Source organism: Treponema sp. OMZ 857, from assembly GCF_024181085.1.
GTDB lineage: Bacteria > Spirochaetota > Spirochaetia > Treponematales > Treponemataceae > Treponema.
Window position 1 is genome coordinate 1,668,835 of sequence record NZ_CP051147.1, and the last position, 18,902, is coordinate 1,687,736.

Annotated in this window: 19 protein-coding genes; all 19 read right to left on the minus strand. The window is 45.3% G+C overall.

The annotated features are described in order from the left end of the window. Positions 1–9: 9 nt before the first annotated feature. The 19 genes from cas2 to E4N66_RS07655 all read right to left on the minus strand — a co-directional run bounded on the left by cas2 (position 10) and on the right by E4N66_RS07655 (position 18,876). Positions 10–294 (minus strand): CRISPR-associated endonuclease Cas2, encoded by a 285-nt coding sequence (cas2, locus tag E4N66_RS07565; RefSeq protein ID WP_253727527.1) that lies wholly within the window; start codon positions 292–294, stop codon positions 10–12. A gap of 286 nt (positions 295–580) precedes the next feature. Further along, positions 581–1,252, minus strand: coding sequence for an energy-coupling factor transporter transmembrane component T family protein (locus E4N66_RS07570; protein WP_253727528.1), 672 nt, complete (start codon positions 1,250–1,252; stop codon positions 581–583). Further along, on the minus strand, positions 1,239–2,012 hold the full coding sequence (locus tag E4N66_RS07575) for an ABC transporter ATP-binding protein (protein ID WP_253727529.1): 774 nt from the start codon (positions 2,010–2,012) through the stop codon (positions 1,239–1,241). The genes E4N66_RS07570 and E4N66_RS07575 overlap by 14 nt, the downstream gene beginning before the upstream one ends. Before the next feature lie 34 nt (positions 2,013–2,046). Next, a complete protein-coding gene (locus tag E4N66_RS07580; RefSeq protein WP_253727530.1) occupies positions 2,047–2,586 on the minus strand; it encodes a biotin transporter BioY in 540 nt (179 codons plus the stop codon). A 27-nt stretch (positions 2,587–2,613) separates the two neighbouring features. After that, positions 2,614–3,390, minus strand: coding sequence for a hypothetical protein (locus E4N66_RS07585; protein ID WP_253727531.1), 777 nt, complete (start codon positions 3,388–3,390; stop codon positions 2,614–2,616). 53 nt (positions 3,391–3,443) lie between these two features. Continuing rightward, positions 3,444–5,114: a CoA-disulfide reductase gene (locus E4N66_RS07590; protein ID WP_253727532.1), complete on the minus strand. Its 1,671-nt coding sequence runs from the start codon at positions 5,112–5,114 to the stop codon at positions 3,444–3,446. A gap of 61 nt (positions 5,115–5,175) precedes the next feature. After that, entirely contained in the window at positions 5,176–5,946 is a 771-nt protein-coding gene (locus E4N66_RS07595; RefSeq protein ID WP_253727533.1) for a M15 family metallopeptidase, read from the minus strand. 24 nt (positions 5,947–5,970) lie between these two features. Beyond that, the gene (locus tag E4N66_RS07600; RefSeq protein ID WP_253727534.1) at positions 5,971–6,360 is read right to left on the minus strand and encodes a hypothetical protein; all 390 of its coding nucleotides are present in this window, start codon (positions 6,358–6,360) and stop codon (positions 5,971–5,973) included. Between the two features lie 19 nt (positions 6,361–6,379). Further along, entirely contained in the window at positions 6,380–6,709 is a 330-nt protein-coding gene (locus E4N66_RS07605; protein WP_371922407.1) for an STAS domain-containing protein, read from the minus strand. A 16-nt stretch (positions 6,710–6,725) separates the two neighbouring features. Further along, positions 6,726–8,855, minus strand: coding sequence for a PP2C family protein-serine/threonine phosphatase (locus E4N66_RS07610; RefSeq protein ID WP_044016742.1), 2,130 nt, complete (start codon positions 8,853–8,855; stop codon positions 6,726–6,728). A 3-nt stretch (positions 8,856–8,858) separates the two neighbouring features. After that, on the minus strand, positions 8,859–10,331 hold the full coding sequence (locus E4N66_RS07615; RefSeq protein ID WP_253727535.1) for a PP2C family protein-serine/threonine phosphatase: 1,473 nt from the start codon (positions 10,329–10,331) through the stop codon (positions 8,859–8,861). Positions 10,332–10,439: 108 nt separating this feature from the next. After that, on the minus strand, positions 10,440–12,296 hold the full coding sequence (locus tag E4N66_RS07620; protein WP_253727536.1) for an oligopeptide ABC transporter substrate-binding protein: 1,857 nt from the start codon (positions 12,294–12,296) through the stop codon (positions 10,440–10,442). Between the two features lie 172 nt (positions 12,297–12,468). Further along, the gene (locus tag E4N66_RS07625) at positions 12,469–13,389 is read right to left on the minus strand and encodes an ABC transporter permease (protein ID WP_016517946.1); all 921 of its coding nucleotides are present in this window, start codon (positions 13,387–13,389) and stop codon (positions 12,469–12,471) included. Between the two features lie 10 nt (positions 13,390–13,399). Then, the gene (locus E4N66_RS07630; RefSeq protein ID WP_253727537.1) at positions 13,400–14,368 is read right to left on the minus strand and encodes an ABC transporter permease; all 969 of its coding nucleotides are present in this window, start codon (positions 14,366–14,368) and stop codon (positions 13,400–13,402) included. A 10-nt stretch (positions 14,369–14,378) separates the two neighbouring features. After that, a complete protein-coding gene (locus E4N66_RS07635; protein WP_044016750.1) occupies positions 14,379–15,308 on the minus strand; it encodes an ATP-binding cassette domain-containing protein in 930 nt (309 codons plus the stop codon). Positions 15,309–15,319: 11 nt separating this feature from the next. Continuing rightward, complete coding sequence (locus tag E4N66_RS07640; protein WP_253727538.1) at positions 15,320–16,315, minus strand: ABC transporter ATP-binding protein; 996 nt, start codon at positions 16,313–16,315, stop codon at positions 15,320–15,322. Positions 16,316–16,409: 94 nt separating this feature from the next. After that, complete coding sequence (locus E4N66_RS07645; RefSeq protein WP_253727539.1) at positions 16,410–17,231, minus strand: Cof-type HAD-IIB family hydrolase; 822 nt, start codon at positions 17,229–17,231, stop codon at positions 16,410–16,412. Beyond that, entirely contained in the window at positions 17,231–18,397 is a 1,167-nt protein-coding gene (locus tag E4N66_RS07650) for an aminotransferase class I/II-fold pyridoxal phosphate-dependent enzyme (RefSeq protein WP_253727540.1), read from the minus strand. Before E4N66_RS07650 ends, E4N66_RS07645 begins: the two co-directional genes overlap by 1 nt. Further along, complete coding sequence (locus E4N66_RS07655) at positions 18,394–18,876, minus strand: Lrp/AsnC family transcriptional regulator (RefSeq protein ID WP_044016757.1); 483 nt, start codon at positions 18,874–18,876, stop codon at positions 18,394–18,396. Before E4N66_RS07655 ends, E4N66_RS07650 begins: the two co-directional genes overlap by 4 nt. Positions 18,877–18,902 lie beyond the last annotated feature (26 nt).

The following is an 18,902-nucleotide window of genomic DNA, read 5'->3' on the forward strand; positions in this document are numbered from 1 at the left end:
ATAAGAAGCTTAGACTTTCTTAGGCGGACGGATTAAGAGTTTCCGCCACTTCTTTTTAGCAAGCGTGGAAATCGCCAATACCCCTTCGACAGGATACTGATATATGCGAATAACATCATAATAATCGGTTACCCGATCAATTTCGCGTTTAAGAGCAACCAATTGTTTCTCATTAACCGTAGCGGACTCCCAACACGCCCGCTGCATCCGTTCAAATCCATAAAAAGTTAACAATTCCGAAAGATGGGCAGCAGATTCCTCTCCGCCCGGATCTATCATTACCGATACAAACATATTAACGTATAGAATATAACAAACCGGCTTCTATTGTCAAAGGGCTTGCAGCAAGAAGTCAGGGTAAACACATCAGGTCGGTTGTTTAACACCCCGCGGAAAAATTGAGACTATTCGACCAGAGTTGAACCTCTTCGCGGTTCAAATGGTCTCACAGTCTCAATTTTTCTGCGGTTTTTATCTACTCTACCTGATGCGTTTACCCGTCCGCTAGAAAAAAATGTGCGGAATTTTAAAAAAATTTCGCACAGAAGGAAGGTAACCGCTAAAAATATTTTTAATACGGTTACCCTGCACACCCCCGCAGTCGGCGGTTTTTGAGGGCTTTTTCGGCGGTAACGGCAAAGCGTAAGAGATTTTCGATAAGCGCAGGTAATAGAGAAGCAAACCGGCGGCAGGCACTGACAATATCGCGCCGCCGGCGGGTACGTGCATCGTAAGCATAGTTCAGTTGTGCCCACACCTCAAATACACGGGGAACGCACATCAACGTGATGGTAAAGAGTGTCGAAAAAGCACCGGTGTATTTTTTTCTGCAAAAGAAGCGTTCGATTTTTTCGCAGAGTACAAAAAACTCCAGCTTTGAGGTAGTTTCGTAAAATATCGAGGCGGTAAATAAGATAAGCACGAGCTTTTGCATAAACAACAGCGTTTCCGCCGTCATAGTTTTAAGCATATCTGCCGTCAGCGGCACACCGATTATCTTGATAAAAAAAATACAAAGTACATAAACACCTAAAAACCGGCAATTTCTTTTTACCGTTAGCCATGAAAGCTTTGCAGCAACACCGGCCAATATAAGAAAGAGTGCATAGACAGCCAGCAGCGTTTGAGGTGCGCCGTATAAGACGAAGGAAGAAAGGCACAATACGCAGAATTTTACCCCTGCCGGTAGGCGGTGAATCACCGTATTTCGAGCCGTATATTGAAATAAAAAGTTATTTTTATCGACGGTCATCGGCCTTCCATACAAGATCGGAAAATACACGGTATGAGCAGAGCGGATTCCGTATGCCGTATTGTTCAAGAATACCGCTCTGGAGCGCAGGCTCCGGTTCCGCGTTATAAACAAGATGTCCCTTGTGCAAGATGATAAGCCGGTTCGCAAGTGCAAGCACTTTTTCCAGCTCATGGGTAAGTACCATAACCGTTTTCCCGTCACGCTGCAGCTGCTCTATCATTGCCGTTACCTGCACCACTCCTGCAAAATCGAGATTGGCAAAAGGTTCGTCAAAGATGATAACATCGGCTTCCATCATCAGGATACCGGCAACTGCAAGCCGCCGCTTCTCGCCCCCTGACAAACTGTGTGCGGGCAAGCGGCGCTTTTCGTACAAGCCCATCTGCCTCAGAACCGCTTCCAACCGCTGTGCAATGACCTCTTTCGGCAGCTTACTGTCCCGCATACCGAAAAGCGCATCTTCCTCGACGGTATCGCCGAGGATTTGAGCGTCGGCTTCCTGAAACACCAGTCCGATACGCAACTCACCGCCGTCTTTCCTGCTGCTGACTATCGAACCGGAGGAAGGAGTTTCCAATCCGGCAATAAGCGTCATCAGTACGGTTTTACCGGATCCGTTCGGCCCCGATACAACAACACAATCACCGTCATATACCGAGAAAGATATACCGTTCAGCACCGGACGTTCGGCACCGGTAAAAGATTTAGCTACATCGGTGAGCTTGAATAATTCATAGCGTTCTGAGGAAGACATCATCAGTATAATAGTCGGAGCATTGATAGAGACTGCGTTATTCCGTATAGCGCCGTATAATCGGGCGCAATTTGAGCGTAATCGGAACGGCAACAACCAGCTTAATCAGATCGGGCAGGATAAACGGTACAAACCCTTTCAGAAACGTATGCTGCCAGCTGAGATTCAGAACGTGCTTAAACCACAGAAGACCGAATACGTAGATGGACAAAAAGCTCAAAAGCCCTGCAACCGCAATGATACCGCAGGCGAGCGGCCACCGCTGTTCTTCCCTATAGAGCTTCATAATAAAACCGCCGACAACCGCCGCAGCAAGATACCCGACTAAAAAGCCGCCGGTCGGTCCCGCAAATACGGCAAAGCCTCCGTTGCCGCCCGAAAAAACAGGCAGACCGACGGCTCCCGCAACCAGAAAAAGCAGCACCGAAAGACCGCCGAACAGCGGCCCCAACAGCAAGCCGGCAAGCACTGCAAGCGCATTTTGCAGCACAATGGGAATCGGCCCGACGGGAATGGACATCATCCATCCCGCACAAATCAACGCGGCAAAAACCGCAGAAATAATACTTTTACGCATAGCGTATAACTCCTACTCAAAGATGACTTACAGTTTCGGCGGAATCAGTTTCCAACTGCCGTTAATATTTTCCAAACCGTAGACAAGCAGCGAAACATTTGCCTGTTTCATAATAACGTCGACCCGTGTCGGGGAAACGAACCTGATATCGTCTACCCGTACATTCTGACGAGAAGGTACAAAAACATACATAAAGTAATCACGCAGCGATTTAAGCTTGATCCCTTTAACCGGTAAGGCCTCGGAAACTTTTCTAAGCGTCAAGGGTTGGGAATATTGTTGTTTATACTCTTCCGATAAGAACGTCGTCCATTGAGCATAGTCCTTTGTCGCCGTAATACGGTTAAGCTTCTCGACAATCTTTTCCATCTCCGTTTTTGTTTGATCATAGGTTTCTTTTGTAATGGTAACCCCTTCAAACTCAGCGATAATGGTATGTTTTTCTTCGACAGGTTCAGGCTTCGCTTCAACAACCGGTTCTTTTTTCTCAATAACCGGTTCAGGCTTCGCAGGAGTCTCCTCCACCTTCGCAGGAGGTTCTTCCGCCTTTACCGGCGGTTCTTCTACCTTCGCAGGAGGCTCCTTCGTCTTAACAGGAGGCTTCGGCTTGACCGGAACCGCGGGTTTTACGGGTTCCCGTTTTACCGGCACTTCCGGTTCTTTGATCGGTTCAGGCTGAGGTGCAGGAACGGCAATCTCTTCGGATGGTGCAGGTTCCTTTTTTACATCAGGAGAAACAGATGCACACCCTGCCGCTATGCTTATGAAAAAGCTTAGCAATAAATATCTATAGATTATTTTCATGTCGCTATCCTATAGGTAAAAACGGTTTTGGTCAAATCATTACGCGATTATAATCATGACAAATGAGCCAATTCGTTATGGACTGCATTATATGTCATAAAACCGCCCGAAAGGTTCACCGTATGTTTATATCCGTTTTGCCGCAAAATCCGTTCCGCTATATATCCTCGCAACCCCATCCCACAGTTAATAACAACCGGCCGATCTTTCGGCACCTCATTCAGTCTACTTCGCAATGCAGTATGCGGTATGTTGACCGCTCCCGGAAGGGCGCCGCAGCTGAATTCTTCCGGTGTCCGTACATCAAGGAAGAATGCTCCCTGTTCCGCATATCGGGGAATATCCCGCCACGAGATAAGCGTTGTTAAACCGTCTCGGTCGTTTTCTGCAATAAATCCGAGCATATTAACAGGATCCTTTGCAGAGTCAAACGGCGGCGCGTAGGCATGCTCAAATTCGGCAAGATCGGAAATCGTACCGTTCTTTTTAATGTATGCGGCAAGAACGTCGATTCTCTTGTCCACACCTTCTACACCGACTGCTTGTGCACCCCAGAGCCGGCCGTTTTCCGGATTATAGAGAATTTTAATCGACAGCATAGAGGCATGAGGGTAATAACTTGCATGATGAGCAGCATGGGTTACCACCTGCTTATAGGGAAGCCCTGCCCTATCCAATGCCTTTTCGCCCAATCCCGTTGCGGCGGCGGTATAATCGAATATCCGGGCAATGCTGGTACCGATTGTCCCGCAGTATGTTTTTTTATTACCGTACACGATGTTATCCGCACAGATACGAGCCTGTTTGTTTGCAGGACCTGCGAGCGGAATTGTCGTATCGGTACCGAGCAGCGGACTTTTAAACGAAATCGCATCGCCGATAGCGTAAATATCCTTTTGAGAGGTTTCAAAATATTCGTTGACTTTTATCGCCCCATTCTGCGCAAGCTCGATATTGCAATCCTTTGCCAATTGGGTATCGGGGCGCACGCCGATCGAAAGAAGAACAGCATCGCATACAACCTCTTTACCCGACTGCAAACATACCGCTAAACTGGCGCTGCGCCGTTCAAACGCTTTTACCCCATCTTTTAGGTATAAACCGACACCCTTACTGCGGATATTCTCCTGCACGATGGCTGCCATATCGTAATCGATAACGTTCATCACTTGATCAACCGCTTCGATAATGGAAACATCCATACCTCGGCGGTGAAGATTCTCAGCCATTTCCAAGCCGATAAAACCGCCGCCGATTACAGCGACACGTTTGGTTGCAGGGTTATCTATTTTCTGCTTAATCGCGTCGATATCGCTGACCGAACGCAGTGTGTAAATAGCATCATCGTTAATCCCGGGTATCGGCGGTTTAATGGGAGATGCCCCCGGGCTTAAAATCAGTGTGTCATAGCTTTCGGTACATTCCGCTCCGGTATCCAAATTTTTGACCGTTACCGTTTTGGAAGCGGGGGTAATCGCCGTTACTTCATGCCGTACCTTCGCGGTAACATTCAGCGACGCCTTAAACTTTTCGGGCGTCATCACAAAAAGAGCTTCGCGGTTTTCGATAACACCGCCGGCATAATAGGGAAGCCCGCAGTTTGCAAAGCTGATATGCTGTCCCCGCTCAAAGATAATAATCTCCGCTGATTCATCCAACCGGCGTAGCCGCGCAGCAACACCTGCACCTCCGGCAACGCCGCCTACTATAAGATATCTCTTCATTTTTCCTCCATAAGTTTATTCCATGATGACTCAACATACAATCAGTTTTAGAGGCATCGTCTTATTTCATTTCGGTTGTTTTTTTCCACGCATCGATAAATTCAAGCATATACTGCTGAATACCGCCGAACCATTTTTGCTGAAAAGCACAGGCTTCCGTACCGATATATCGGTAATGCCACGATTCCCACACATAGCCGGTTACCGCTTCGTATCCCTTGGGAAAAGAAAGCGACCAGCCGTATTTTGCAGCATTCTGCAATACCCATTTACCGGCGCGCGTTTGCGCAAACTCATCCGAAATGGAACCGAAATCTACGACCGTACCAAGCTGGTGCTGGCTGGTTCCCGCACGGGCGGAAAACCGTTCGGCTTCTTTTTCGCCGGATTCCCGTACATAGCGGTCAAATAAATTTTTCTGATATGTGTACGAACGATACGAGGAGCTGACAACCAGCCTAACACCGTCCTGCTTTGCCGCAAGCGCCATTTCCTGTAACGCCTGCTCCGCGGTTTTTGTAAGTGCTAAATCCTTTCGGTTAATCATATAGGCGCGGCCGGTATTCAGCGTTACAAGATTTTGCGGCGTATAGCCGTCAGGTAACAGATGCCTCTTATCAACCAGTACCAGCAGGTTTTCCCTTTCCGCAGCTAAAACGTGTTGTAAATCAATTAAAAAAGAATCTGCATTATTACCGATATTGCGCCGTATCTCTGCCGGGATAGAAAGAGAATATGCAAAATTTTTAAGCTGCGTTTCCATATTTGCATCAGCTGCCGTTACACAAAAAAACGATAGCAGACACATTATTGTACAAAGTATTTTTTTCATACCACTTACTTTTTGGCGCCGTGTTTATAAGTACACAATAATACAGGAGCGTGAATGTTCTTGCCGGTAACAGACTTTACGGGCAAGATTTTTTGTCATCAATAAACCGAATCCTCGGTACCGCTTTGCCTTAGGATCAAAATGGGGTTTTGTTCTCTTGAGCGCATCCAATAAATTGTCAAAATTCGTGCTGTGATAGGAGAAACAAAGACGCGGAAAGAACATATTGGATATACTCAATCGAAGCTCTTTACTTTCTGGAAAGACAGCATGCTCGGCAATATTATCAAACACTTCTGTTGCGATAATAAGTGCTGTTGTCCGTTTACTCTCCGGAATATCTTTAGAGGTAGAGATAAACGCTTCGATAAAGCCGATATTTTTTAAATCGGCTTCTACCTGTAAATGGTTCACGCCCTTGTACCGTATCAGCCTATTTTACTTCATCAAGTGAGTGAATAATCGGAAATACTTCTGAAAAACCGGTGGAGGCAATCGCAAGCTTTACAACCTCTGAAGGATTCATAATATAAATTTTATGGCCAAGATCCGCCCCATCTTCGGAAGCAGCCATGAGGATACCCAATCCTGATGAAGATAAGTTGGTGACACGGGATACATCCAATACGATTGAGCGCTCCTTAATAAGGTTGTAAACCTTCGTCTCAAATTCATGGTACGTGTATGAATTTATTGAACCGGCTACTGTAAGTAATACAAACGTATCATTCATCTTTTCCGTAATCGTTAAATTATCCATCATAATACTCCTATGTTAATTATTGATTATATTTCAATACCAATATGGTAACATCATCATCGATTTTACGCAAAATAAAATCCAGAAGGTTATTATAAATCGTGCGAGCAATCTGAGAGGGTTTAGCACCGTTATTTTCCTGCAGTATCCGTCCGACACGATCACTGCCGAACCGGTCTCCTTTTAGGTTGGTTGCTTCAAGCAAACCGTCAGTCGTAAAGACAATTGCATCTCCCTTGTGCATCGTGATTTTTCGTACCTTTAAGAAAGGTTCAATATTCTTTACAAAGCCGAGAACCCTGCCCTCACCTTGAATTTCAATTGCATTTTTATATGAGCTGATATACATCGACATCAACGGAATACCGCAGTTCAAGTAGTAAATTGTATTAGTCGGAAAGTCGATAATACCGAACAACCCGGCAAAGAATGTTCCGCGCGGTAGATTATCCTTTATAAACCGGTTTACCTTTGTTACCAATTCCTTAAAATCGGAGATTGTCTGTAGATAGGTATGAATAATCGACTTTAAAATGACCATCGACATACTTGCACTTAACCCCTTACCGGAAACATCCCCAATAAGGAACATTGCCCGTTTTTCGTTCAGCGTAATATAGTCGATAAAATCGCCGCCGAGCTGATGCGCTGAGTATGCAATAGAATCCATTGAAAAGCCATGCGATTCAAGGGTATCCTTATAGTTCTGAATGGATCCGATAATTTGGTCGGACATTTCAACTTCACGGTCAATCGTAACGGTAATATCCTGTTTGGAAATATTCCTAAGGTAATAGATTACCAAAAAGAAATACGAATACATATTGGACAAAACGCGTATGTCATACAGATTGTATTCCGCACTGTGTGTCTTAGGAGCTAACAGGATACAGCCGATGAGCTTTTGCCCCTCTCTCATACTGATAAGTATCTCGGTCTGTGTTGTTTCAAAGATATCAAGCAGCTCATCACGTATCGATTCATACACATAATTGGCAATAAGTTCTGTTTTTGTAAGAACAATATTATTTTGACTGAGCAGATACTCAAAACAGGCAAGGTTTGCGCTTAATGTATTATGATGATCAAAATCCGAATAGACCGTTTGCAAATTCATGTTTTCATCACTGACAAGAATATCGAGCCCTTTACACGTGATATACTGCTTCATAATTCTCGGAAAAGTCTCCAACACCGTATCGTGGCCTTTTCCAAAATCGAGTTTTTGCAGTTCGGCATCCAACCTCACTTCATAATCTGCCGTCCTACCTAAGGCATATCTAAGCTTACGGGCAACAAAGCTTCGAATAAAGAAAAGAATAATACACGAAACTGTAATCGAAGACATCCAACCCCCGACCGAAGGGATAAACTGCATAATAAGTGCTGTTGTCAAACCTGCAGCTCCTGCAAAGATCGCAGTAAAAAGGATAAACCGGAGAAACCCGAAGAAAATTTGCTTAATATCAAAAGCACGCGTCAGCGAAAATACGGCATTATCAAGCATCAGCATAGCGGCATACCCGAACGGTATAAAGGCAAATGCCCAGGAAAATACCTGAAAAAAATAACTTTCGGTAATCCATATTGCAAGAGCAAGTCCGATGGAAAATCCATGCAAAAGCAGCTGCTGCCGGTGAATATTGCTTTTGACAAAAAACATTTTGACAAAGCATATCGTAATTGAAAGCACCGGAACAAAGAATATGTAAATATACATAAAGAGTTTAATACCGGCCAATCCAGGAACAACATCACGCTGTGAAAAGTAAAAGCCTCTCAGCGGGTTCCACTGGAATCTCCCGACGAAGAATATGATAAGACCGATACCCGCGATATGGAATACTGTGTTAATCTTTTGGAGCACTTTATATATTTTAAAATTAGAAATAACAAGAACCATATCAAGGATGTGGTAAGAGGCAAGCAGCATAAAGAAGATGCCGCACATCGTTACGACGCGTTGTATACCGGCTTGACCGTAAAAAACCAGATGAACGGAAGCAGCTATACAAAGCGCAAAAGCGGCAGCGGGTACCGTAATCTTATTTAACAGAACATTAATACGATTCGATTGATGAAACGAAAGATACGATGAGTTTACAAGGAGTAAAACAGCGCCAAAATACGTAAAGAAAATTAAACCCATACATTATCCCTTTAATTTTACTGCTAAAATAGTAGTATCATCCCGGAAGGCTTTTGCAGCACTATAATTAAGCCCCAATTCGGCTACCTTTGAGGTAATTGATGATGCATCCGACGAAGCAAAAGATTTAATCGATTCAATATAAAGCTCGTTACTGCCAAGTTCCACGCCTTCTTCATTGGTAATTTCGGGAATGCCGTCCGTCGTAATAACAAGCAAATCATTACGGTACAGAGGCTTTTCAGCAACGGTTACCGAATCGATATCGATGATTCCGATAACGGAACAATTTGAATCAAGCATCTTTACTTTATACCCTTCCGCTGCTCTGGTAAAGATCATCGGCGCTTCCATTGACGCATTTACATAGCGTATTTTCATCGCCTTAGTATCGATAATTCCTAAAAACACAACGGTATATTTATCAAGCAGATTCATACGCTTAATAGCGCTGTCTACCGCAAAGATCAAACCGGCAAGATCTTCTTTATTTTCCATAATCCGTATTGTATTTACAACAACGCCCATAACAAGCGCTGCGGCAAGTCCCTTTCCGGAAACGTCCCCCGTAATAATCAGAGTTTTATCTTCATCGATGGGGATAATATCATAATAGTCTCCCGATACGTTCACTAAAGGCCGGAAGTAAACACCTATATCCAATTGATCGAGCGCCGGTATTTTTTGCGGCAGGAATGCACGCTGAGTATTTGCAACCATCTGCCATTCCTGTGCAAGCTCCGAATAATAGAGGAGCTGTGACAGTGTTTTTTCACGTCCGAAATAGTTTTTAAACTCCGCAAACAACTGAGGGAATATTTCAGGCTCAAGCGCGCGGATATAGCGACAAATAATAAAAAAACGTGCGGAACTGTATGCAATAACAAGTCCCCGGGCTTGTTTCCTGTCGGAAGTCATCTGCATATCGGAATCCAATAAATAAATATTTTCTCCCCAGTGATCAAGCCATTCGGCAGAAAAACGGTGTGCCAACTTTTCATACACATCGGGATCCGAAACATACGCCGACGTACTGCTGTATACAACTAAATCGGTGTCGGTATTCGTAAGCAAAACGGAGCAATCAGCCTTATATTCAAGCTCCTGCTGAATAGCTTCAATCAGGTTTTCACGTGTATAGCAAAAACGCAATCTGTTGATAAAAGCCGCAAAAAGGGCGGTCTCAGTTTCTTTATATATCCTTTCCTGTACCCTACGGGATAAAAAAACTGTTCCAATTGAGGCCATAATGGAAGCAATAGCAAAGATCGCAAAAGCAAAACCGAAACGGGTAAGAAAGCTGAAATTTGGAAGCATCCGGTATTGTGTTACCATCAATGTAAGGTCTTTTGCCGAAATCAGCCGTCCCAAAAACGAAAAACGGGGGCTCAAAGCGAGCATAAAAGCTGAGAAAACCAAGCTGATGCCGGTAAAAATAACTAATTTTCCCCAAAATTCCTGTTGTTTTCGTATCATGCGCTACAACCTCGTAACCATTTTAATTTACTTGAAATGCAAATAACACCGACCTGCCGCTATCGAACAGATCAGTGTTATTTCATATCATTATTTAATTTCTATCCGTTATTTCATGGTATTAACGGCAGGTTTGTCGCTAACAAGCGCCGCATCGCACCAGTCCCAGTCCTTAACAAACCGTATATCCCAATTCTTAACCCGCTTGTTAACAGCACAAAGTCTTATGCGATATGCGGTTGGAACAGCAGGAGCTTCTTCCAGTATATTTTCGTCCCATTCCTTATAAGCCTGAGCGCGGAATGCCTCGTCAAAGGAATCTTCCGAAGAAATCTTAGCAAGCAGTTTATCATTTTTCTCATTAACCCAGCGGAGCCGGTTAAATTGAGCCTCTCTGCCGTAAAGACCGTTTGGACGGGGATTTGAACCTACCCCCCATGCAGCCATATACATTTCCACGGCAGGGTCATCGTTTCTCAGTCTATCATAAAAGGCATTGAATTCGATCAGCCGACCATCGTTCAGCGCAACATTTAATCCGACATCTTTCCAGTTTTGGATATAGTAATTTGCAATCGGAGCTGCTACATCGCTGCCGCTCATATACAAGAAATTGATCTTGAGCGGTTTTCCATCCGGCGTTTCACGATAGCCGTCTCCGTCAACATCCTTATAGCCTGCTTCGTCGAGCAACTGTTTCGCTTTTTCAGGATTGTAGGAGTATCCTTTCCGGTTTATATCGTAAAATCCGGGGTGATACGGCGTAATAAAGGAGTTGGCAGTAAACCGTAAGCCATGGTAGTAGATATCGTTTATTCCATCGTTATCCATCGCATAACCGAGCGCCTGACGCAACGCCTTGTCTTTAAATTTACCGCCGTCGGGGAACATTTCGCATTCGCCTTTTTCTTTATTCCATACACCAAACTTAAAGCCTAAATACCCATAGGCATTATCTACATTACAGATGAAATCAAGATTATCAACCTTCAACTTCGGCTTTCCGTTTTCGTCAAATACCGTTCTTCCTTCGTCATCAAGCACAACAAATTGGTCATATAAATCAGCTCTAAAATAATCGACAATATCAACTTCACCGGCTTTCAAAGCTGCGGCAAGAGATGTCGGCGCAATCCGTTTCATAATCAGCTTATCGAGTGCGATTTTTTTGCCATACCAATAAGGATTAGGTACATACTCGATAATATCACCTTCTACCATAGAATTGATCACAAAGGGACCGCAGGAAAGCGGTGTTTTCCGTACACGGTCATGAGAAGCCATTTCCGTCAATGGAATATCTTTAAGATAATGATACGGCTCCGCATTATAGGTGATACCGGATCCCCACAGAATACCGGGTTCATACTCTATAAAAGTTACTTCTACCGTTTTATCGTCTATTTTTTTAACACCGGAAATATTTTTAGCCTTACCTTCATGGTAGTCAACCATACCGACAACATTCGCATAACGGCTATCATAACGAACACCGGTATAATCGGGATGTCCGATACACTCATAACAGAAAATAATATCTTCAGCAGTTACCGGTACGCCGTCCGACCATGTGAGCCCCGGATTAATATGATAGGTAGCTGTTTTCTTTTCACGGTCGAATGTCATAGCACAATAACCCTCCCGAATTTCGTGATTGGGACCATCAACCATGAAGTTAGCCAACATCGGCAGCATTGCCTCATACGTCGGATTATCTTCATATAAGAACGTATTGAATATTCCTTTCCACGGTGTATCACCGACAAGACCGCAGACCAGAGTACCGCCGGCAAGTATTTCCCCTTCCCGTTCGATCATTTGTGGAAACAACAATTTTAATTCTTTATTTGCTTCCTTCCCCTCGCCGCTTTGTACAGTTTGCGTTTGTTCCGTCTTACCGCCGCAGCTTGCAAGTACCATCATTACCGCGCATAAAAACGCAGCAAGTTTTAAACCTTTTGACATTGTTTTCCTCCTCATTTAAAAAGTCAAGAAGAAAGTATCAACTTTCGATTGACTTTTTACGCACGTTCGCAACGAAGTGAGAACGTGCAAATGATATACAAGTTTGCGCTTGAGCAAACTTAGGTAAATACAAGCCGTGCTATTTGTGCGGCTTGTATTTTACACTCCTCATTTATTTATAACGCTGCTTTGCATCGGAGGCGCGTTTTATCGTTTGTCCGACGTAGTTGATACACAGCATTAATACCATAATAAGAATAGATGCAGGCAGCCATACCCACAGCTTACCGGAAATAGTTCCCGGATCGCGCGCATAGCCAATCAGCGTACCAAGCGACGGCGATGTCGGCGGGAGACCGAAGCCTAAAAAGCTCATTCCCGTTTCGATACCGATATTACCTGCCATACCGAGCGTAAAGTCAACGATAATAATCGAAGCGATATTCGGCAAAATGCCGCCGTACATAATTTTAAAGTCACTTGTTCCCATAATGCGCGATGCATTCACATAATCGCGGCGGTTTTCGGACAAGGCCTTACTGCGTACAAGCCGGGTAATATGCACCCAATAAAAAAAGGACATTATACAGATAAACGTCCAAATATTATAAGAGGGAACAATCGTTACAAATACGATAATCAGCATAACGACCGGCAAAATCATAATAAAGTCGCAGATACGCATGATGACATTGTCGACCCTTCCCCCGTAAAAACCGGTAATCAGGCCGAAAAAGACGCCAACGATTTCGGTAATAATGGTTACGCTGAATGCAATAAGGATGGAATTACGCGCTCCGATAATCAGCTGAGGCAAAATCGGCCGACCACCAAGATCTGCTCCGAGCAGAAACTTTTTACCGGGCACCGAAAACTTATCCCGTAAGCTTACCTTCATAACCGTTTCCGTATCCAGTACAAAACCGCCGATGATAATCACTGCAAAGATAATAACCAATATGCCGAGTGCAAGGATTGCGGCTTTATCATGTTTAAATTCCGTCTTTACGATCTTCCAAAACGACGGCACGGAAGTCATCTCTTTCAATGTCGCTTCGTCTATACTATCAATATCAAATGCCGTTTTTTCCATACCTACCTCTTTACTCAATTCTGATCCGCGGATCAACGATTATCATAATAATGTCGGAAATCAAGCTACCGAACAGAGCCAGCGTTCCGTACAATAAGGTGAGTGCATTGATAACCGAATAATCGCGTGACATAATCGATTCGATGAACAACATGCCCATTCCTTGATACATAAAAATCGTTTCGATAAATATTGAACCGGCAAGCAAGCCCGTTACCGTAAAGCCGAAGAAAGCCGCTATCGGCAATAAGGAATTTCGGAAAATATGGTGTGTATACACCTTGTCGATCGGTACGCCCTTGCTCCGCGCCGTTTTAACATAATCTTGACTTTTTGCATCGATAATCTCGTTGCGAAGATATTGCACGATACTTGTTGTACGCAGTACCGCCGCCGTAATTGCAGGAAGCAGCATATGATACAGGCGGCTTAGGATAAAGCGCCCTCTGTGTCCCATCGCATCCAGCCCGACAAAACCCGACGTCGGAAAAATTTTGAGCCGATAGCCGAATAATAAAAGACTCAAAAGTGCAAGGATAAACGTCGGAATTGCATACGTGATAAAATTATAAACCAACACCGCCTTATCGAATTTCGAGCCGTTATAACGCCCTGCGCGGATACCAAGAGGCACGGCAATTGCATACGTCAAAATAACGGTTAAAAGTGAAAGCCACAGGGTGTTTTGCGCCGGTAATAGAATTTTATCTTTTACCGGAATTTTATACGTATAAGAGACACCGAAATCACCGTGCAGCAGAATACGCCCCATCCAATTCTTATACTGAACCGGCCACGGGTCGTTTAAACCTGCTTTTTCCCGTAGTTCTTCAATACGGCTCGCATCGACATTCGGATTATTTATCAGGCCGGTAAAGGGATCACCGGGCATCATTTTTCCGATTAAGAACACCAAAACACTCAATACAAACAGCTGCGGTATCATAATAAGGATACGGCGTACTATCGTCTTCCACATACTCTTCCCCCTAATCCTTCAATGCAGCGTAATGAGTGTCGCTTATTTTCTTTAAATCGTACACTCGCCCTTCGGGACTAAAGTAACGCTCCGCTTCACGCTTGTATATTTCTTCAATTTCGGCACGGCGTTTTTTATATTCTTCGCGTATTTCGACATTCATTTCAGGGATAGCTGCGATAAGCCGCTTGGTGTAAATATGCATCGGGTTACGGTAAATATCTTCCCGCGTTCCCGCTTCTACGAATCGGCCGCGGTACATAATGTAGATGTAATCGCACATATGTTTGACAACGCCTAAGTCGTGCGAAATAAACAGATAGCTCAACATAAATTCGCGCTGAATTTCTTTAAGAAAGTTGAGAATTTGCGCCTGCACCGAAAGGTCAAGCGCGGAAACCGGTTCGTCCGCCACAATGAGTCGCGGATTAACGGCAATTGAACGCGCAACACCGATACGCTGCCGCTGCCCACCCGAAAACTCATACGGGTACTTATATAAACCGTCGGGCGGTATCCCGACAATCTGCAAGAGCGAAAGTATTTTTTTTAATTCTTCATGCTTTGAAAGCCGTTCAAAATTCCTAATGGGTTCTGCGATAATGTCGCGGATACGTTTTTTAGGGTCGAGGCTCGACATGACGTCTTGAAACACCATTTGGACGTTTTCGTTATATTTAATCTTTTTCCGCTGTGCCTTGGTATTTACAAGACTTCCTTCGTAGCGGATTTCTCCGCCGGTAGGCTGTTCCAATCCGACAATCGCTTTACCGATGGTGGTTTTTCCGGAACCGGACTCCCCGATAAGACCGTAGGTTTTTCCTTCTTCAATTTGAAAAGAAACACCGTCTACCGCTCGTACGTGATCCTGTATCGTATTAAAAAAGCCGCCGCGGATAGGGAAATGCACTTTTAAATCTTTTACTTCCAATAATGCCATATCCGCCTCCTCTAAACCTCACCCTCGAACCGGAAATTTTTCCAGCAGGAGCAGCGGACAAAATGCCCGGGACTTACTTCATGTAAAACAGGAGATTCTTCGTGTTCTTCGGCAGCAATCCACGGAATACGGTCTGCAAACCGACAGCCCGTATGCTTGAGTTTTTTAAGCGACGGAACCATACCTTTAATAACGTGCAGCATATCGTCGTCTTTATCCGCCTGCGGAATCGATTTAAGCAAAGACCGGGTATACGGATGCAAGGGATGAGTAAACAGTTCCTGCACGGTAGCCTGTTCGACAATCTGCCCCGCATACATAACCGCAACACGGTCGGCCACCTGCGCGACAACGCCGAGGTCATGGGTGATAAGGATGATACCTGCCTTGTGTTCTTCCTGTAAGTCTTTGATAAGATCGAGAATCTGCGCTTGGATGGTTACGTCGAGCGCCGTTGTCGGCTCATCGGCAATGATAAGCGACGGATTACAAGACAGCGCCGTTGCGATCAGTACCCGCTGCCGCATTCCGCCGGAAAGCTCATGCGGGAACCGCTGCGCCGTACGCTTGGGGTTCTGGATGCCGACATCGTTTAAAAGCTGTAAAACCCGCTCCTGCCGCTCTTTTTCGTTGAGGCTGGTGTGGTATAGCAGGGCTTCTTCAATCTGCTTTCCTACCCGCTGCAGCGGATTAAGCGAGGCGAGCGGATCCTGAAAGATGAACCCGATATCTTTCCCGCGGATTTTGTTCATTTCATCTTCTGAAAGCGTCAGCAGATCCCTGCCGTTCAAGAGAATTTCGCCCGAAACTTGCGTAAATCGCATATCGTGAAGTCCCATAACGGACATTGCAATAGTGCTTTTCCCGCAGCCGGATTCCCCAACAATAGCAAGCATCTCATTGGGATGAACGTCAAACGATACCCCGTCGACGGCATCATAGTAGTTGCCGTCGATACGGAAAGCCGTGTGCAAATTTTTAACGGTCAATAAATTGTTTTGTTCCATGATAGTTTACTGTATTTATAACCTTTTTTAATAACTCTATAACACGGTATCACGGATACGGAAATTTTGCAACCGTACACCTATAAAAAAATCTCTATAGCACGTACTTCTCTAAAAAGTGAGCAATACCGTCTTCGTTATTGGTGTAATCCGTTACTGCATACGCAATATCTTTGATAGCGCCGAGGCCGTTTTTCATGGCGATGCCGTATCCCGCAAGGCGGATCATCGTTTCGTCATTCATGCTGTCGCCGAATGCCATCACGGCCTCATTTCTGACACCGAGCAGCCATGCCAGCTCTTGCAGGAACTCTCCTTTACCGGTATCCAACGGAATTATCTCCAAAAAATACGGCTTACTGGTAAACAACACCGCCCGCGTACCGAACCGTTTTCTAAACTCAGGTTCGACGGCAGCGATAATGTCCGGCTCCGCAGGAATGAGCAGCTTGTACACCGGCTTGGTGCGCAAAATTTCCCGATAGTCCTTCGGCACAACAATCTTCATTTTTGTCAGATGCGCGTCCCTATCCGAGAAAACTGTCCGTTTAACGATATAAATGGTATCGTCAAAATAGAGATGACAGGAAAGATTTTGCGACTCTATATAATCGTAAATCTCAAGCGCAAGATCGGCGCCGAGGCAGCGGCTGATAATTTCCAGCTTCATATCGGAGGTCAATATCTGTGTCCCATTGTTGCACAGGATATAGCTTTCCGTTTTATCCGAACCGATCCGCTGCGCATACGAATGCACCGAGCGGGGACTTCTCCCCGAAGCGAGCAATGTCAGTACGCCCTTTTTCATCAAGGCCTGTAAAACCGATACCGTATAATCGGAGATAGTCAGATCATCCCGCAAAAGGGTGTCGTCCAAGTCCATTGCGATAATTTCTATGTTTTTCAACTTTTCCATTACAGCGGCTCGCCTTTCAGCAATTTACCGATACGCTCAAGCGCAATCCGTATCTTGCTTATGTCGGTAGCGTAGCAGCAGCGGACAAAGCCTTCGCCGCACTGTCCGAATACGTGGCCGGGCACAACCGCAACTTTGTAGTCGGTAATCAGCTTAACCGCAAAATCTTCCGAACTTAAACCGGTACTGCGGATATCGACAAAGAGGTAAAATGCACCGTCGGGCGTTATATATGGAAGATTCATCGAATCAAAGCTCTTCATCATCAAGTTGCGCCGCTGCCGGTAGGAAACCCGCATCCGTTCAACCTCGTCCCAGCCGTGTTCCAATCCTTCCAGCGCCGCATATTGGCTCATAATCGGAGCGCAGATTGCCCCATACTGGTGAATTTTATGAACTTGAGCCATCAGCTCCTGCGGGCAGGCGATAAACCCGATACGCCAGCCGGTCATCGCAAAGGACTTTGAAAACCCGTTGAGGATAATACAGTAATCCTTCATTCCGGGGAAAGAACCGATGGACACATGCGGCGCTTCATACCTAAGTTCGCAATACACCTCGTCGGACAGCACCCAAATCTTGTGCTTTTTAACGACGGCAGCGATCTTTTCCATCTCATCAGCAGGGATCATCGTACCCGTGGGATTATTCGGGCTGCAGATAATCAGCGCCTTGGTTTTCGGCGTAATGAGCGCTTCGATGGCTGCCGCAGTCGGGATAAAGTTATCCGCCGAGGTATCCAGCCCGACCGGTTTCGCCCCGCAAAGCGCAACCAAGGGCTGATACGAAACATAGCACGGTTCCGCAACAATCACCTCATCTCCCGGGTTCAAAATAGAACGGAACACAATATCGATTGCTTCCGAAACGCCGAAGGTAATCAGCACCTCGTTTTTAGGAGAATACGACATACCATAGCGGTTTAGATAGCTTGCAATCGCCTTGCGGAGCGGTTCAAGCCCCCAGTTTGAAGTATAAGAGGTATGCCCGCATTCGAGGTGATACCACGCCTCCTCGCGCATACCCCACGGAGTTGCAAAGTCAGGCTCCCCTACCCCCAGCGAAATAATATCGCTCTGTCCGGCGGCAAGCTCAAAAAAGCGGCGGATACCGGAAGGAGCAACGCTCACAATCCGGTTGGAAAATTTATCGGGTCTATCCATCATGCGGTAATCTCTTCACGGGGATCTTTTTTCGGGTCGATATAATAGGTTCCGTTTTCCTTGTAGGTCTTGAGCACAAAATGCGTACGCGTACTGATAACCCCTTCGAGCGACGCGAGCTTTTCCGACACGAAAAAAGCAACCTCTTTTAAGTCTTTTCCTTCAACCAGCACATGTAGATCATATCCGCCGGACATCAGCTGTACCGTCTTTACCTGCGGATACCGGTATATCCGCTCCGCGATGCGGTCAAATCCGTGTTCCCGCGCTGGAGCAACTTGAATTTCGATCATTGCCGATACCGTATCGCTGCTCGTCAGCCGTTCACGGTTGATAACCGCAGCATATTTTAAGATGATGCCCTCATCCTCTAATTTTTTAATGGCAGCACGTACTTCTTCCTCAGACTTACCCGTCATTGCGGCAATATCCTGCGGACTCAGCCGCGCATCGTTTTCCAGTAAATCGATGATTTCCTGCATATCAACATCCTTCCTTTTGTGCGAAA

Bases quoted from the DNA above. Each gene is read 5' to 3' on its own strand.
- cas2 (WP_253727527.1), bottom strand. From the start codon at position 294: ATGTTTGTATCGGTAATGATAGATCCGGGCGGAGAGGAATCTGCTGCC.
- E4N66_RS07570 (WP_253727528.1), bottom strand. From the start codon at position 1,252: ATGACCGTCGATAAAAATAACTTTTTATTTCAATATACGGCTCGAAAT.
- E4N66_RS07575 (WP_253727529.1), bottom strand. From the start codon at position 2,012: ATGATGTCTTCCTCAGAACGCTATGAATTATTCAAGCTCACCGATGTA.
- E4N66_RS07580 (WP_253727530.1), bottom strand. From the start codon at position 2,586: ATGCGTAAAAGTATTATTTCTGCGGTTTTTGCCGCGTTGATTTGTGCG.
- E4N66_RS07585 (WP_253727531.1), bottom strand. From the start codon at position 3,390: ATGAAAATAATCTATAGATATTTATTGCTAAGCTTTTTCATAAGCATA.
- E4N66_RS07590 (WP_253727532.1), bottom strand. From the start codon at position 5,114: ATGAAGAGATATCTTATAGTAGGCGGCGTTGCCGGAGGTGCAGGTGTT.
- E4N66_RS07595 (WP_253727533.1), bottom strand. From the start codon at position 5,946: ATGAAAAAAATACTTTGTACAATAATGTGTCTGCTATCGTTTTTTTGT.
- E4N66_RS07605 (WP_371922407.1), bottom strand. From the start codon at position 6,709: ATGATGGATAATTTAACGATTACGGAAAAGATGAATGATACGTTTGTA.
- E4N66_RS07610 (WP_044016742.1), bottom strand. From the start codon at position 8,855: ATGGGTTTAATTTTCTTTACGTATTTTGGCGCTGTTTTACTCCTTGTA.
- E4N66_RS07615 (WP_253727535.1), bottom strand. From the start codon at position 10,331: ATGATACGAAAACAACAGGAATTTTGGGGAAAATTAGTTATTTTTACC.
- E4N66_RS07620 (WP_253727536.1), bottom strand. From the start codon at position 12,296: ATGTCAAAAGGTTTAAAACTTGCTGCGTTTTTATGCGCGGTAATGATG.
- E4N66_RS07625 (WP_016517946.1), bottom strand. From the start codon at position 13,389: ATGGAAAAAACGGCATTTGATATTGATAGTATAGACGAAGCGACATTG.
- E4N66_RS07630 (WP_253727537.1), bottom strand. From the start codon at position 14,368: ATGTGGAAGACGATAGTACGCCGTATCCTTATTATGATACCGCAGCTG.
- E4N66_RS07635 (WP_044016750.1), bottom strand. From the start codon at position 15,308: ATGGCATTATTGGAAGTAAAAGATTTAAAAGTGCATTTCCCTATCCGC.
- E4N66_RS07640 (WP_253727538.1), bottom strand. From the start codon at position 16,315: ATGGAACAAAACAATTTATTGACCGTTAAAAATTTGCACACGGCTTTC.
- E4N66_RS07645 (WP_253727539.1), bottom strand. From the start codon at position 17,231: ATGGAAAAGTTGAAAAACATAGAAATTATCGCAATGGACTTGGACGAC.
- E4N66_RS07650 (WP_253727540.1), bottom strand. From the start codon at position 18,397: ATGATGGATAGACCCGATAAATTTTCCAACCGGATTGTGAGCGTTGCT.
- E4N66_RS07655 (WP_044016757.1), bottom strand. From the start codon at position 18,876: ATGCAGGAAATCATCGATTTACTGGAAAACGATGCGCGGCTGAGTCCG.